The sequence below is a fragment of the Streptomyces pyxinae genome (assembly GCF_024756275.1).
Lineage (GTDB): Bacteria > Actinomycetota > Actinomycetes > Streptomycetales > Streptomycetaceae > Streptomyces > Streptomyces pyxinae.
Map to the genome: position 1 here is coordinate 408327 of NZ_JANUGQ010000001.1, position 15954 is coordinate 424280.

At 75.5% G+C, this 15954-nt stretch carries 8 protein-coding genes and 1 pseudogene; 2 read left to right on the top strand and 7 right to left on the bottom strand.

Annotated elements, in window-relative coordinates; translation table 11 throughout:
- Window positions 1–130: 130 nt before the first annotated feature.
- Together NX801_RS01715 and NX801_RS01720 are read right to left on the bottom strand one after the other, a co-directional pair.
- Window positions 131–3916 carry a UvrD-helicase domain-containing protein gene (locus tag NX801_RS01715; protein ID WP_258784914.1) on the bottom strand — a complete coding sequence of 1262 codons (3786 nt, stop codon included), beginning with the start codon at window positions 3914–3916 and terminating at the stop codon, window positions 131–133.
- A 625-nt stretch (window positions 3917–4541) separates the two neighbouring features.
- Complete coding sequence (locus tag NX801_RS01720; RefSeq protein ID WP_428986031.1) at window positions 4542–4913, bottom strand: MGMT family protein; 372 nt, start codon at window positions 4911–4913, stop codon at window positions 4542–4544.
- 269 nt (window positions 4914–5182) lie between these two features.
- Between NX801_RS01720 and NX801_RS01725 the strand changes: the two genes are divergently transcribed.
- Together NX801_RS01725 and NX801_RS01730 are read left to right on the top strand one after the other, a co-directional pair.
- Window positions 5183–7939 carry a lysylphosphatidylglycerol synthase transmembrane domain-containing protein gene (locus NX801_RS01725; RefSeq protein ID WP_428986032.1) on the top strand — a complete coding sequence of 919 codons (2757 nt, stop codon included), beginning with the start codon at window positions 5183–5185 and terminating at the stop codon, window positions 7937–7939.
- A gap of 361 nt (window positions 7940–8300) precedes the next feature.
- Window positions 8301–9869 carry an alpha/beta hydrolase gene (locus NX801_RS01730; RefSeq protein WP_258784917.1) on the top strand — a complete coding sequence of 523 codons (1569 nt, stop codon included), beginning with the start codon at window positions 8301–8303 and terminating at the stop codon, window positions 9867–9869.
- A 117-nt stretch (window positions 9870–9986) separates the two neighbouring features.
- Here the strand turns inward: NX801_RS01730 and moeZ are convergent, their stop codons facing one another.
- The 5 genes and pseudogenes from moeZ to NX801_RS01755 all read right to left on the bottom strand — a co-directional run bounded on the left by moeZ (window position 9987) and on the right by NX801_RS01755 (window position 15951).
- Window positions 9987–11165 carry an adenylyltransferase/sulfurtransferase MoeZ gene (moeZ, locus tag NX801_RS01735; protein ID WP_258784918.1) on the bottom strand — a complete coding sequence of 393 codons (1179 nt, stop codon included), beginning with the start codon at window positions 11163–11165 and terminating at the stop codon, window positions 9987–9989.
- Window positions 11166–11250: 85 nt separating this feature from the next.
- A complete protein-coding gene (locus tag NX801_RS01740; RefSeq protein WP_428986033.1) occupies window positions 11251–12207 on the bottom strand; it encodes a spherulation-specific family 4 protein in 957 nt (318 codons plus the stop codon).
- The gene (locus NX801_RS01745) at window positions 12195–13160 is read right to left on the bottom strand and encodes an NAD-dependent epimerase/dehydratase family protein (protein ID WP_258785219.1); all 966 of its coding nucleotides are present in this window, start codon (window positions 13158–13160) and stop codon (window positions 12195–12197) included. The genes NX801_RS01740 and NX801_RS01745 overlap by 13 nt, the downstream gene beginning before the upstream one ends.
- Before the next feature lie 345 nt (window positions 13161–13505).
- Window positions 13506–14183, bottom strand: a pseudogene (locus NX801_RS30945) (DUF3492 domain-containing protein); the annotation flags it as partial.
- Between the two features lie 265 nt (window positions 14184–14448).
- Window positions 14449–15951, bottom strand: a complete 1503-nt coding sequence (locus NX801_RS01755) for a DUF3152 domain-containing protein (protein ID WP_258784919.1) — start codon at window positions 15949–15951, stop codon at window positions 14449–14451.
- Between the last annotated feature and the right edge of the window lie 3 nt (window positions 15952–15954).

Below are 15954 nucleotides of genomic sequence, written 5' to 3' on the forward strand. Positions count from 1 at the left end.
GCCGGCCTCCTGCCCGCCGCCCGACGGCTCGACGGCCCGACGGCTCGACGGCCCGACTGCCCGACTGCCCGGCGGCTCGACGGTCCGGCGGCCCGCCTTTCCGGGGTGCTCCACCGACCGGGCCGCCGGGTCACTCCACGATCTGCCGGCCCTCCGGGCGGGCGCTGCACGCCGAGCGGAAGGAGCAGTGGGCGCAATGCTGCCCGGCGGTCGGGGTGAACCGCTCGTCCAGCACCCGGCCGGCGGCGGTGGCCAGCAGCTCACCGACCCACTCGCCCGCCAGTGGCTCCTGGGCCTGCACCTTCGGCAGGGTCTCGCCGCCCTCCTTCCTGGGGGCGGGCTGCCTGAGCTGGACGAGTTCGGCACCCCCGGGCTCGGGGCGGCGGCCGTCGAAGACCTCGTCCAACGCGCCCTCCCGGACGGCGAGCTGGTAGACCGCGAGCTGGGGGTGGCGGGCGACCTCGTCCTTGGTCGGGGCCTGCTTGCCGGTCTTGAAGTCGACCACGTACGCCCGGCCCCGCTCGTCCGCCTCCACCCGGTCCATGGAGCCCCGGACGCGGACCTGGTACTCCCCCGCCGCCAGGGTCACGTCGAACTCCTGCTCGGTGGCGACCGGGGTACGGCCGGCCCGGTCCATGACGTGCCAGCGCAGGAACCGTTCCAGCGCGGCCCGGGCCTGCTCCTTCTCCTGGACCGACTTCCAGGGGGCGTCGAAGGCGAGGGCGTCCCAGACCGAGTCCAGGCGTTCCATCAGCACGGTGAGATCGGCCGGGGTACGGCCGGAGGCCACCTCGTCGGCCAGGACGTGGACCACGTTGCCGAACCCCTGGGCGGCGGTCGCCGGGGCGTCGGCCTTCACCTCCCGGCCCAGGAACCACTGGAGGGCGCAGGTGTTGGCGAGCTGGTCCAGCGCGCTGCCGGAGAGCGCCACCGGCCGGTCCCGGTCGCGCAGCGGCACCGTGGAGCGGGTCGGCTCGTCCAGCCCCCACCAGCGGTACGGGTGGGCGGCCGGGACCAGCGGCTGGCCCTCCTCGTCGGTGAGCCCGGCCAGCCGGGCCAGCCGCCGGGCGGCCGCCTCGCGCAGCGCCTCGGACGCCTCCGGGTCCACGGTGGTGGCCCGCAGCTCCGCCACCAGGGCGGCCACCGCCAGCGGGCGGCGCGGGCGGCCGGTGACGTCCTTGGGCTCGACGCCCAGTTCGGCCAGGAACCGGGAGGGCTGGTCGCCGTCCTCGGCGGGGGCCTTCACGGCGGTGACCACCAGCCGGTCGCGGGCCCGGGTGGCGGCGACGTAGAACAGCCGGCGCTCCTCGGCCAGCAGGGCGCCCGGGGAGAGCGGTGCGGCCAGTCCGTCCCGGCCGATCCGGTCGGCTTCGAGCAGCGAGCCCCGGCGGCGCAGATCGGGCCAGAGTCCTTCCTGCACCCCGGCGACCACGACGAGCCGCCACTCCAGGCCCTTGGCGCGGTGGGCGGTCATCAGCCGTACGGCCCCGGGACGGACCGGGCGGCGGGAGAGCGTGTCGGCGGCGATGTCCTGGGCGTCGACCTCCTCCAGGAAGTTCAGCGCGCCGCGCCCGCCGGTGCGCTCCTCGGCCCGGGCGGCGGTGTCGAACAGGGCGCAGACGGCATCCAGGTCCCGGTCCGCGTTGCGCCCGGCGGCTCCCCCGCGCAGGGCGGCATGGTGGAGCCGCTCGGGCCAGCGGGTGCCGTCCCAGAGCCGCCAGAGGGCCTCCTCGGCCGTCCCCCCGGCCCGGAGCAGGGCCCGCACGTCCCGCAGCAGGGCGCCCAGCTGCTGGGCCTTGCGGGCGTGCGCCGGGTCGTGGACGGCGAGCCGCTCGGGCTCGGCCAGCGCCCGGGCGAGCAGCACGTCGGAGGGCGGCGGGAACGCGTTGCCGCCGGCCCGCTCCTCGTCGCGCAGCGCCCGGCCGAGGCGGCGCAGCTCGGCGCTGTCCATGGCGCCGAGCGGGGAGGTGAGCAGCCCGATGGCGGTCTCGGTGTCCAGCCAGCCGGGGGACCCGTCCCCCGGGGCGCCGTCCGCCGGGGCCCCGACCCGGTCGGCCCCACCCGTCTCCGCCGGGTCGGCCCCGCCCGTTTGCGGGTCGCCGGCCGGGCCGTCGGGCACGGTCTCGTCCCCGTCCCGCCCGGCGGCCGGCTCCGCCGGACCGTCCTCACCGGCCTCCTCCGGAGCGTTGTCCGCGCCCCCCCGCCCGTCCTCGCTCGCGTCCGGGTCGCCTCCCGGCCCGTCCTCGCGCTCGCCCCGGCCGCCGGCCGTCTCCGGTTCGACCCCGGCCGTCTCCGGACCGGCCCCAGTCGTGTCCAGGACGACCCCGGTCGTCTCCGGCCCGGCCCCAGTCGTCTCCGGACCGGCCTCGCTCGTCCGCGGGTCGCCGGCCGGACCACCCGGCGCGGCCTTGTCGCCGGGCCACCCGGCGGTCTCGCCCCCGGGGTCGTCCCCGTGCTGCCCGGCGGCCGGCTCCTCCGGGCCGTTCCCCCCGGGGTCGGCGCCGGGGCTCTCCGGCTCCCCCCGCAGCTCGGCCCGGGCGGCGGCGCGCAGGGCGGTCAGCAGCGGGGCGACGGCGGGCTCATGGCGGAGGGGCACGTCGTCGCCGTCCACCTCCAGCGGAACCCCGGCGGAGGTCAGGGCGCGCCGGAGGACCGGGATGGTGCCGCCCGCGCGGACCAGGACGGCCATCTCGTTCCAGGGCACGCCCTCCTCCAGATGGGCGCGGCGCAGGATGTCCGCGATGTTGTCCACCTCGGTGGAGGCGGTCGGGAAGGTGTACGCCTCCACCCGGCCGCCCTCCCGGGTCGCGGCGAGCTCCCGGTGGGCCCGGACCCGCTCGGTCGGGAGGCGCGGCAGCGGCATCCGGGCGGTGAGCAGCCGGGTGGCGGCCAGCAGTCCGGCCCCGGAGCGGCGGGAGCGGGTGAGCACGGCGACCGGGGCGGGCGCCCCGCCGGAGCGGCGGAAGTCGTCCGGAAAGCCGAGGATGCCGCCCACGTCCGCGCCCCGGAAGGCGTAGATCGACTGGTCCGGGTCACCGAAGGCGTACAGCGTCCGGCCGCCGCCGGCCAGCGCCCGGAGCAGTCGCACCTGGGCCGGGTCGGTGTCCTGGTACTCGTCCACGAAGACCGCGTCGTACTCCGGCAGGGTGACCTCCCGGGCGAGCAGCACGGCCCGGTGGACCAGCTCGGCGTAGTCCAGTACGCCCTGCATGTCCAGTACGTCCAGGTACTCCGCCAGGAAACCGGCGGCGGCCGTCCAGTCCGGGCGGGAGGTCCGGGCGGCGAAGTCGGCCAGCGCGCGGGGGCCCAGGCCCAGCTCCCGGGTGCGGGCGAGCACCGCGCGCACCTCGTCCGCGAAGCCCCGGGTGGTCAGGCAGGCGCGCAGCTCGTCCGGCCAGTGGACACCGGCCAGCCGGGTGCGCTCCAGGTCCAGCTGGCCGGCCAGCAGCTCGCGCACGGCCAGATCCTGTTCCGGGCCGGAGAGCAGGCGCAGCGGCTCGGCGAAGAGCCCGGCGTCCTGGTGGGCGCGGACCAGGGCGTAGCAGTAGCTGTGGAAGGTGGTGGCCCGGGGCGCCCGGAGACCGCCGAGCCGGGCCGCCATCCGGTCGCGGAGTTCGACGGCGGCCTTGCGGCTGAAGGTCAGGACCAGGATCCTCTCGGGGTCGGCGCCCCGCGCCACCCGGGCGGCCACGGCCTCCACCAGGGTCGTGGTCTTGCCGGTGCCCGGTCCGGCCAGCACCAGCAGCGGGCCTCCGGGGTGCTCAACCACCGCGCGCTGGGCGGCGTCCAGGAGAGGGGGTTCCACCCTCGCCGGCGGGGTGCGCACCAGCCGGTATCCGCCGGGGGCGCGCCGCCGGGCGGGGTCCGGATGCGGCCCCTGGCGCGGTACACGCCGGGCGGTGGAGGAGGAACTCACGTGGATCGCCGGTCCTGACAGGTGTGCGGGCGGGGCGGGCTGGTGATCGTACGACTCATGGGGCCGTGCGGGGCGGACGGGAGAGGGACGGAGGACGGGTGGGCAGGTGGGCCGCGGACCGGGACGGTCGTACGACTGACCGATGATGGACGACCGGCGACCGGCCGACGGCCACTGGACAGCGACCGGCCGACGGCCAAGCGACCAGCCGACGCCATCGGACAACGGCCGGACAACGGCGACCGGACAACGGCGACCGGCGGACGACGACCGGGGACCGACGGACGGCAAGCGACGACCGGCGAGCGGTGACCGGCGACAGACTGACGAGGGAGCGGAACGGGTGGACGGGACGGCACGGCGGACGGGGCGCACGGCCCCGGCCCGGCCCGCGGGACACGGCGGCCCGGTGCCCCCGGGCGCTCCCGGCGAACCGGCCGCCCCCGCCGGGCGACCCGTACACGCTACGCGCTCCGGGACCGGACCCGGGACCGGCACCCGGGCTTCCGCCGGGACCCTGCCCCGGAAGTCCCGCCCCCGGTTCCGCCCGTCGGCCCGGTCCGGCCCGGGCGGCCGTCCGGTGGGGCCGGCGCCGCTCCGGCCGGCCGGCCGGGCGGCTGGCCGGTCAGCTGTGAGTCCCGCCACTCGGGGCGGCGGGGTCCTCCGCCCCGGTGCCGTCCCAGCGGGCGCGGCGGAGGTCCAGCCGGGGCAGATGGCCCTCGGCCGCGCGGCCCGCGTCCCGCAGCGGGGTGCCCTCGGTGCGGTAGTGGTCCAGGGCCCGCAGCTCATGGCCGGGCAGCAGCCGGCCGTCCGCGCGCACCACCCGCCACCAGGGCACGGCGGAGCCGTAGAGCGACATGACCCGCCCCACCTGGCGGGGGCCGCCCTCGCCGAGCCACTCGGCCACGTCCCCGTACGTCATCACCCGGCCCGGCGGGATGAGATCGGCCACGTCCAGCACTCGTTCCGCGTAGGCGGGAAGCTCCTCCGTGCTCATCCCGGCCATCATGCCGCAGCCCACCGACAAGCACCGACGGCGCGGACAGGCACCGACCGGCGCCCCGGCGAACGCCGACCGGCTCCGGCGGGTGACGGCCGGTCCCGACCAGCCCCGGCCCGCCCGGGGCGCGCGCCCGGCGCACCGGGACCGCGAGAGGGCCGGGCCACCCTGCCCGCCCACGGCGCCTCCCGGGCATGCCACCATCTTCCGGGCGGTGACTGGTGATACGAGATCAACAAGAGACGGCGACGACGAAGGGGCAGGACATGCGGCCTCCCGGGCCGGGGGTCGATCCTGTGGTGGAGGTCGGTCCCGACGAGAAGGGTTCGGTATGCGTGAATCTGCACACCGACGACTCCAACAACGCCGGCAGCTCAGGCAACACCGACAGCTCCGGCAATGCCGACGACACCGACGGCACCGAGCGGCACCCGGAGGGACACATCGACGGCGTCTCCGGTGACGAGCCGCTGCTCGCCGCGCGGGTCCACCGCCCCTCGGACCTGCTCCGGCTGCTCGTCGGCGTGCTCGCCATCGCGGTGGTCGTCGCCGTGGCCGCGTTCGCCCATGCCACCACCTCCGGCCTGGAGGCGGACATCAACAAGGGCACCGGCCAGGCGCCCGACGTCTTCGTCAAGCTCGCCGGGCTGGTCTCCAGCATCGCCGTGCTGCTGGTGCCGGTCGCCTTCGCCATCGAACGTCTGATCAAACGGGACGGACTGCGCATCGCGGACGGGGTGCTCGCCGCCGTCCTGGCGCACGGGGTCACCCTGGCGACCGACCTCTGGGTGGCCCGTGCCGCCCCCGAGACCATCCAGGACGCGCTGACCCGGGTGCAGTCCGGCGGCGATCTCAGCGATCCCGTCCACACCTATCTGGCACCGGTCATCGCCTATATGACCGCCGTCGGGATGGCCCGGCGGCCCCGCTGGCGGGTGGCGCTCTGGGCGGTGCTGCTGCTGGACGCGTTCACCATGCTGGTGGCGGGCTACACCACCGCCCTGTCGATCATCCTGACCATCCTCATCGGCTGGACGGTCGCCTACGGGACGCTCTACACGGTCGGCTCGCCCAATGTCCGGCCGACCGGCCAGACCCTGCTGGCCGGGCTGCGCCATGTGGGCTTCCGGCCGGTCAGCGCGCTGCGGGCGGAGGACGTCGCGGACATCGCCGAGCAGGGCGACCGGGGCCGCCGCTATCTGGTGACGCTGGAGGACGGGCCGCCGCTGGACGTCACCGTGGTCGACCGCGAGCAGCAGGCGCACGGCTTCTACTACCGGGTCTGGCGCCGGCTCACCCTGCGGGGCATCACCACCCGGCGCTCGATCCAGTCGCTGCGCCAGGCGCTGGAGCAGGAGGCGCTGCTGGCGTACGCGGCGATCGCCGCCGGGGCCAGGGCGCCGAAGCTGATCGCCACCTCCGAGCTGGGCCCGGACGCCGTGATGCTCGTCTACGAGCACCTGGGCGCCCGCACCCTGGACTCGCTGACGGACGAGGAGCTCACCGACGCGGTGGTGTGCGGCTGCTGGGAGCAGGTGAAGGCGCTCCAGTCGCGGCGCATCGCGCACCGCAGGCTGACCGGGGACGCCCTGCTGGTGGATCGTTCCGGCAATGTGATCATCACGGATCTGCGGGGCGGCGAGATCGCCGCCGGTGATCTGGTGCTCCGGATGGACGTGGCCCAGCTGCTGACCACCCTGGGCCTGCGGGTCGGCGCCGAGCGGGCGGTGGCCGCCGCCATCGAGGTCATCGGCCCGGACCGGGTCGCGGACTGTCTGCCGCTGCTCCAGCCCATCGCGCTCAGCCGCTCCACCCGCGCCACCCTGCGCCGGCTCGCCCGGGAGCGGGCCCAGCGGGAGCGGGAGGCGGTGCTCACCGCGTCCGAGGCGGCCAAGCGGGCCCGGCTGGCCGACGCCGAGGGGGCCGCCCTGGACGAGAAGGCCGAGCGGAAGGCCGTACGGGCGGAGAAGCAGGCCGAGAAGCGGGCGCTGGACGAGGCGCTCGACGAAGCCCGCGAGGAGGACCTGCTCGCCCAGATCCGGCAGCAGGTGCTGCTGATCCGGCCGCAGGCGCCGGTCGAGCCGGTCCGGCTGGAGCGGATCAGGCCGCGCACCCTGGTCAGCCTGATCGCCGGCGCCATCGCCGCGTACTTCCTGCTGTCGCAGATCGCCAGCGTCCCGCTCGCCATCATCAGCGACCCGGACTGGGCGTGGGTGGCGGCGGCCGTGCTCTTCTCCGGGCTCAGCTATGTGGCGGCGGCGATGAGCCTGCTGGGCTTCGTACCGGAGCGCATTTCCTTCCTCCGTACCGTGTTCGCGCAGGTGGCGGGGTCATTCGTCAAGATCGTCGCCCCGGCGGCGGTCGGCGGAGTGGCCCTGAACACCCGGTTCCTCCAGCGCTCGGGCGTCCGGCCGGGGCTGGCCGTGGCGAGTGTCGGCGCCTCGCAGCTGTTCGGGCTCGGCGCCCACATCCTGCTGCTGCTCTCCTTCGGCTATCTGACCGGCACCGAGAAGACCCAGGACTTCACCCCGTCCCGGACGGTGATCGCCGGTCTGCTGACGGTCGCCGTGCTGCTGCTGGTGATCACGGCGGTGCCGGTGCTGCGGAAGTTCGTCGTCACCCGGCTGCGCTCGCTCTTCGCGGGCGTGGTGCCCCGGATGCTGGACGTGCTCCAGCGCCCGGTGAAGCTGACCACCGGCATCGGCGGCATGCTGCTGCTCACCGGCGCGTTCGTGATGTGCCTGGACGGCTCGATCCGCGCCTTCAACGGCGGTGAGCAGCCGCTGAGCTACGCCAGCCTCGCCGTGGTCTTCCTGGCCGGCAACGCGATCGGTTCGGCCGCGCCGACGCCGGGCGGTGTCGGCGCCGTCGAGGGCGCGCTGCTGGGCGGTCTGGTGCTGGCCGGGGTGCCCAAGGAGGTGGCGGCACCCGCCGTGCTCCTCTACCGGCTGCTGACGCTCTGGCTGCCGGTGCTGCCGGGGTGGCTGTCGTTCAACTCCCTGACCCGCAAGGGCTTCCTCTGACCCGCGAGGGCTTCCGCCGACCCACAAGGGATTCCGCCGGCCCGCGAGGGCTTCCGCCGACCCGCGCCCGGGTGAGCGTCCGGCCCGCCGCCGGACGAGCGGTACGCCCCTCCCGGGACGTTGGGGATACGCCCCTCCCGGGGACCGGGGACGGGCCCGGGTGCCGCGCGGCAGGCACACCTCCGAGGTCGCGCGGGTACGGGCCCGGGTGCCGTGCGGCAGGCACACCTCCGAGGTCGCGAGGTACGGGGCCTCCCCGGGACGTCCCGGGTCGTGCGGTACGGCCGCCCCGCGGCCCGCGCGGCCACCCGCTTGGAGGCGGGCGCGGGCGGGGCGCGCGGGTGGGGCGCACGATAGGACCATGCCGACCTTCCGCGCGCCCCGGCGGACCGCCGCCCTCGCCACCGCCACCGCCGCAGTCCTGGTCACCGGGGGCTGCTCCGGCGGCGACGCCTCCGGACAGGGCTCGGACCGGCCCACGGACCTGGCCGCCCAGACCCTCGCCTGGAAGCCGTGCCCGCCGCCGTCCCCGGCCGAGGGCGAGGGCACGGCGCCGTCCCCGCTGCCGGGCGGCACCAAGTGGGAGTGCTCCTTCATGGACGCCCCGCTCGACTACGGGAAGCCGGACGGCGAGACCATCGAGCTGGCGCTGATCCGGGCGAAGGCGGCCGACCCCGGGAAGCGGATCGGTTCGCTGATCTTCAACTTCGGCGGACCCGGCGGCTCCGGCATCACCGCCCTGCCCTCCTTCGGCGCCGAGTACGAGTCCCTCCGCGCCCGCTACGACCTGGTCAGCTTCGACCCGCGCGGGGTCGGCCGGAGCGCCGCCGTGGAGTGCGAGGACAACCGGCAGCTGGACGCCTACTACGCGCGGGACGCCACCCCGGACACGGCCGCCGAGGAGAAGGCGTACACCGACGGCCTGAAGAAATACGCCGACGCCTGCGAGCGGAACTCCGGCAAGGAACTGCCCTGGGTCGGCACCACCAACGCCGCCCGGGACATGGACCTGATGCGACAGGTGCTGGGCGACGACAAGCTGTACTACTTCGGGATCTCGTACGGCACCGAGCTGGGCGGCGTCTACGCCCACCTCTTCCCGAAGCGCGTCGGCCGGGCCGTCTTCGACGCGGTGGTGGACCCGAACTCCACCGCCGAGCGGGGCGCGCTGGGCCAGGCCCAGGGGTTCCAGCTGGCCCTGGACAACTTCGCCAAGGACTGTGTGCGCCGGGGCGACGCCTGCAAGCTGCCCGGCGCCACCCCGCAGGAGATCGAGAAGTTCATCGCCGGACTGCTGGCCCGGCTCGACAAGAAGCCCATCCAGGGCATCGGGAACCGGAAGCTCACCCAGACCCAGGCCACCAACGGCATCGCCCAGGCGCTCTACTCCAAGGAGTACTGGAAGTACCTGGAGCAGGGTCTCGACGAGGCGGACGGCGGCAACGGGGGGCTGCTGCTCGCCCTCTCCGACTCGATGAACGGCCGGGAGCAGGACGGTACCTACAACAACATGGGGGCCGCCAACTCCGCCATCAACTGCGTGGACGACAAGTCCCGGTTCACCCCGGAGCAGACCAGGGCGAAGCTGCCCGAGTTCCGCAAGGCGTCGCCTATCTTCGGGGACTTCCTCGGCTGGGGCATGCTCGGCTGCACCAACTGGCCCGTCCCGGGCACCTGGGACCACCCGGACGTCAGCGCTCCGGGCGCGGCACCCATCGTGGTCATCGGCAACACCGGCGACCCGGCCACCCCGTACGCGGGCGCCAGGGCCATGGCCACCGCGCTCGGCAAGGGTGTCGGCGTGGAGCTCACGTACAAGGGTGAGGGCCATGGCGCGTACACCGGCGGCGACGCGTGCGTGAAGGGCGCGGTGGACGGCTATCTGCTCGACGGCAAGGTCCCGCCGGCCGGCAAGGTCTGCCCGGAGTAGGACCGGAGGAGAGACCGCGCCGCCGATCCGGCCACGGGGGGGGCACGCCGGGGGGCCGGGTCCCGTGCCAGGACCCGGCCCCCTTCGCGTACGGCCGCCGGCGGGGCGGAGGGGCCGTCAGTAGACGGGCTTCTCCGGCTCGATCTGGTTGACCCAGCCGATGACGCCGCCGCCGACGTGCACCGCGTCCGAGAAGCCGGCGGACTTCAGGACGGCCAGCACCTCGGCGCTGCGGACACCGGTCTTGCAGTGCAGGACGATCTTCTTGTCCTGTGGCAGGTCCTGGAGGGCGGTGCCCATCAGGAACTCGTTCTTCGGGATCAGCCGGGCGCCCGGGATGGAGACGATCTCGTACTCGTTCGGCTCCCGGACGTCGATGACGTCGATGTTCTCGCCGTCGTCCAGCCACTCCTTGAGCTGCTTGGGAGTGATCGTGGAACCGGCCGCCGCCTCCTGGGCCTCCTCGGAGACGACCCCGCAGAACGCCTCGTAGTCGATGAGCTCGGTGACGGTGGGGTTCTCGCCGCAGACCGCGCACTCCGGGTCCTTGCGGACCTTGACCTGGCGGTACTGCATCTCCAGGGCGTCGTAGATCATCAGCCGGCCGACGAGCGGCTCGCCCGTGCCGGTCAGCACCTTGATGGCCTCGGTGACCTGGATGGAGCCGATGGACGCGCAGAGCACGCCCAGCACCCCGCCCTCGGCGCAGGAGGGGACCATGCCCGGCGGCGGGGGCTCCGGGTAGAGGCAGCGGTAGCAGGGGCCGTGCTCGGACCAGAAGACCGACGCCTGGCCGTCGAAGCGGTAGATCGAGCCCCAGACGTACGGCTTGTTCAGCAGCACACAGGCGTCGTTGACCAGGTAGCGGGTGGCGAAGTTGTCCGTGCCGTCCACGATCAGGTCGTACTGCGCGAAGATGTCCTTCACATTGTCGGCCTCGAGCCGCTCCTCGTGCAGGACCACGTTCACATACGGGTTGATCCCGAGGACCGAGTCACGGGCGGACTCCGCCTTGCTCCGGCCGATGTCCGACTGGCTGTGGATGATCTGCCGCTGGAGGTTCGACTCGTCCACCTCGTCGAACTCCACGATGCCGAGCGTGCCGACCCCCGCCGCCGCCAGGTACATCAGCGCGGGCGAGCCGAGACCGCCGGCGCCCACACAGAGCACCTTGGCGTTTTTCAGGCGCTTCTGCCCGTCCATCCCGACGTCCGGGATGATCAGATGACGGGAGTACCTGCGGACCTCGTCGACGGTGAGCTCGGAAGCCGGCTCGACCAGGGGTGGCAGTGACACGGGAACCTCATATCGGGTAGCCGGTATGTCGGTACGGGGGTCGCTCCGTACGGGTGTTCTTTCCGTAACACTGCCATGCCCCTTCTCATTCCGAGATGCCGGGTCCGATCCGCGAGACGATTTCGTCCCAGTAGCCGGGCAGGGCCTCGAACGGGCTGTTGTGCGAGGTGCTCTCCGGCCAGTTCTCCGGACAGCTTTCCGCGCTGCTCACCGTGCCACCGCCGGGGCGGCCCCCCGAGCTGTTTCCAGTGGCTCTGATGATCCCGGCAATTCCGGTGATTCCGGTAATCTCAGCGATCCCGGCGCTCCTGCCCGCCCGGCCGGTTCCGCCGGGCCCGGCGATCCCGTCGGCCGGGGGCGGGGTCCGGTGGGCCGTGCGGTCGGTGAAGAAGATCGTCCCGGCGCCCTGCCAGCGGGCGATCCGCATCGCCTCCTCCAGGTGACCGCGCGGCACCCCGTGCACCAGATGGGCGAACCGCTCGGGCGGGTGGTCCGCCGTCCACGGCGCCGCCTGCGACCAGCGGTAGTCCGCCCAGGGGCCGGAGAAGGTGACCAGCTGTCCGGGGAGCTCGGCATAGCCGGGCCAGGGGTGGCTGCCGTGCCCCAGCACCAGGTGGCAGCCGTCGGTCCCGCCGGGTTCCACCAGCGCGGTCGCCGTCCGGCGCACGGCCGGCAGGCCCGTCCGGTCCGTGGGACAGCGGTCCAGGTAGTAGCCGGCCACCCGGTACCACTCCGCGAACCGGGCGGCGTCGGCCAGCAGCTCGGCGCCCGGCCGCGTGCCGTGGCGCAGGTCCAGATGGCCGAGGACCCGGACGCCCGCGTTGCGCAGCCGGCCGGCCGCCTCCAGGCAGTGCGGGTCGGGCCGGGCGCCGGGCCCGTCCGCCACATTGAGCACCACCCAGTGGAGCGGGGTGCCCGGCCGGGTCAGCTCGGCCCACTCGACCGGGGCGACCAGCGGATGGGCGTACCCCGGCACCCCGAAGCCGAGCCGGTCCGCCCCGGTGGCCGAGAGCTCCGTCCCGGTGCGGGTCAGATGCGACACGCCGCCTCCATCCAGATGTCGGCCAGTGACTCCTCCAGGCCGATCCGGGGGCGCCAGCCGAGCCGGTCCCGGGCGGTGCGCACATCGGCCTGCTGCCAGCTGCCGCAGCCGTCCGGGTACGGGAACGGGGCGTGGGACGGGGGCAGCTGGTCCGACGGGCTCTCGGTGCGCTGGGCGCCGATCACCGGGCGGTGCGCCGAGGCGTCCAGCTCGTGCAGGGCGCCCGCGTAACCGGCCACCCGGGCCAGCACCCCGGCCGCGTCCCGGAGCCGGACGGCCCGGCCGGTGCCGATGTTGACCACGCCCTGGGCGGCCGAGAGCGAGGCGGCGTGGACCGCCCGCGCCACGTCCCGGACGTCCACGAAGTCGCGCTGGACGCCGAGCCCGGCCAGCCTGAGTTCACCGTCGCCCGCCTGCATGGCCCGGCGCATCGCCTCGGCGAGCCGGCCGAGCGGGGAGCCGGCCGGGGTGCCGGGGCCGACCGGCGAGAAGATCCGGAGCACCACGGCGTCGAGCCCGGAGCCGAGGACCAGCTCGGTGGCGGCCAGTTTGGAGACGCCGTACGGCCCGCCGGGGCGGGGCACCGCGTCCTCGGCGGTGGAGGAGCCGGGCTGCGAGGGGCCGTACTCCGAGGAGCAGCCCAGCTGGACCAGCCGGGCGCCGCAGCCGCTGCGGCGGAGCGCCTCGCAGACCGTGGCGACGGCGACCGTGTTGTGTCTGGTCAGCTCCCGGGCGCCGCCCCGGGTGGCACCGGCGCAGTTGATCACCACGCCGGGGTGGACCGCGTCCAGGAAGCGGGTGAGGGCGCCGGGGCTGCCCCCGGCGAGGTCGAAGCGTACGTCCGCGTCGTCGCCGCGCCCGAGGGCGGTGAGGTGCACCGCGGGGTCCGCGAGCAGCCGGTCCGCGACATAGCGGCCGAGGAAACCGTTGGCGCCGATCAGCAACACCCTCATCGCGCGGCCCCTTGATGCCGACCGGCCATTGTCCGGGTGGGGTGGGTCATCTGCGTTCTCTCCTTGATGTGTGGTCGCACAGGACGGGACGGTTGGCCCTCCCGCGGCGTCGGCTCCGCGGGTGGGCGCGAAGGTCTCAGGGGCCCGGCCGGGACGGGGCCCCGGCCGGGACGGCCATGGCGTGGAGCAGCAGGCCGAGCGCGGCGGGACCACCGGACCGGCGCCGCCCACCACCTCCGGAACCGGGGCCGACGAGGTGCCGTGCTCCCCGCCGGTCCCGCCCGCCGCGACCCCGCCCGCGCCGGCCGCCGGAAAGCACGCCCGCAGCTCGGGGCCGTACTCGCTGACCAGCAGGGGGATCCCGCAGAAGCGTTTGGCCAGCGGCCCCGGCAGCGTGGCGGGGCCCGCGGAGTCGGCGTGGCGGAGATCGACGCCCGCGAGCCCGTCCTCGCCGTACCAGTCCAGTCCGAGGGGGGTCAGCGCGCGGGCCGGTCCGTCGGCCGCGTCCAGCAGGTCCGCCACGGTCGCCCCGAGGCCGCTCCGGCGCGCGCGGGGCGCCCGGCAGCCCGCCTCCAGCACCCGGAGCGCCGTCCCGGAGCGGAGCGCGCCGCCCAGTCCGCCGTACTCCCCGGCCGGCTCCGCCAGGCCGTACGGCGCTGCGGCGAAGCCGCTCTCGTCCGAGCCGCGGACGGCGCCGACCAGTCCTTCCCACAGAGCCGCAAAGCGCGCCCGGCCGCGCCGCCCGGGTCGCCGCCCCGGGCGGGGGCGCCGCCCGCGTGGGCGTCCGCCGGCCGGCTCGCACACCCGCCCGGGGCGGTCCGGCGCCCGGAGCGCCGCGGTGCGCACCCGGCGGACCCGGGGCGGCAGCGGGACGAACCCGGCGCTCTCCTGCCGGGTGTTCCGGCTGAGCGCGCAGACCTCGAACTCATGGTGCGCGAGCCCGCGCACGAGCCGGTCGCACCAGGCCGTGGCACCACCCGTCGCGAACGGATGGCCGCCCCCCGTGAGCAGTCCGACGCGCATGAACACACCCCTGATCTCCCTTGTGCACGGCCGCCGTTGGCACGGCGACTCGCAGCGGGAAGAAGGTAAGCGGATCGGGGGGTGGCGCGACGGACGGTTGTCCGTCGCGCCACCGGAAGGGGTGAATGCACGTAACTTTCGCCCACCGGGCGCGTTCGGTGGCGCTATGGAGCGGCGCTACTACCCTGGGTGGAACTGCTCGCCCGGGTCAACCAGTCGGCCGACCCAGCCGACCCGCCGATCGACCGGCTGATCGGTCGATCGGTCAACTGCTCGGATAGACCCAGGGGTTGGGGCGGCAGGCGATACCGTCGAGCTTCAGCGACTTGGTCTGCTGCTGCATCACCGGGGCGAGCGCGCCCGGCGTCCGGCAGGAGACATGGTCGTGCCCCAGCCGGTGCCCCACCTCGTGATTGATCAGCATCTGCCGGTAGGGGTGCATCGCCTTGGCGCCGAAGGTGACCGAGCCCTGGGCCCAGCGGTAGGCGTTGATCATCACCCGGTCGGTGGCCGCCGAGTCGCAGGAGACGTTGTCGACCGTGGTGTCCAGGCCCGACTTGGCGCACCAGACCCCGGTGGTGCCGGGGCTGGCCAGGGTGATCACGAAGTCCGGGGCGCCGGTGGCGACCCGCTCGAAGGTCATGGCACCGCCGTGCGCCCAGCTGCGCTTGTCGTTGAGGGTCCGCTGCACGGCGGTGGCGAAGAGCTTGCCGTCCAGGCCGAGCCCCTTCTCGACGTCCACCCGGTAGCGCACCTTGCGTCCGGTGCCGGGCGCCTTGTCGAAGCCAGGGACGGCGGTGAAGGCCCCGGAGCCCTTGAGCTTCGGGTCGAGCGGGAACTGCCGGCTCATCAGCTGGGGGTACGTCGGGGCGGGCAGAGCCGGCGCAGGCAGGGGCGGGGCGGGCCGTCCGTCGGAGCGGGAGGCCGGGCCGTCCGCGCCCTCCCGGCCGGACGCCTCGCCCGCCGCCCGGTCGGCCCCCCGGTCCTGTTCGGCGCCGGTCACCTGGCCGGCCACGACGACGGCGAGGACGGTGGTGACGGCGGCGGCCGCTATGCCGGTGATCGTCCGGCCCTTGCCGGCCCCCCGGGGCGCCGGATCCTTGTCCGTCGCCACGCCGTTCGCGCCGGAGCCGGGCGGCGGCGGCGAGGAAGCGGACCGGCCGGCGGCCTGCGCGGCCCCGGGGGTCCCGGCCGCCGGGGCCGTGGTGGCCGGCCGCGCCGGAGCGTCCCCGGCCGCCCCGGACGACGCTCCCCGGTCGGCCGGGGACGCGGCGCCGAAGGCCGCGAGGTACTCGCGCCGGGGCCCGGGCACCCGGGCCGCCGGAACGGGCTTCGGACCGGAGCCGTCTGCCGGTTTCCGGCCGGTGGCCCCGGCGGAGCCGGACGCGGGTACGGCACCGCCGCCGCCTCCGGTACGGCCGCCGGGCCGGGCTCCGGAGGGGCGGCCGTCGCCACGGGCGCCCCAGCCGCCGCCGGGCTCACGCTGCTCGGGATGACCGCCGCGCACCTCCCGGGCCGCCTCCTCCGGGGCCCGGGGCGTGCCGTGCGGCGGGGTGCCGTCGGACCGGCCGCCCCTGCGCCGTCGGCCGGTGCCGGGCCCGGCGGCCGGTCCGGCGCCCTGCGGGGCCCGGCTCCCGGCCGGGACGCCCTGGTACGCCGGGGCGGCCGGCTCGCCCGCTCCCTCGGAGCCGGACGCCTCCGGCTCCGCCGGGCCGGCCGCGGCCGGGGAGCCCTGGGGCGCCGGGCCCCTGCGGCTGTGTCGTCCCACGCC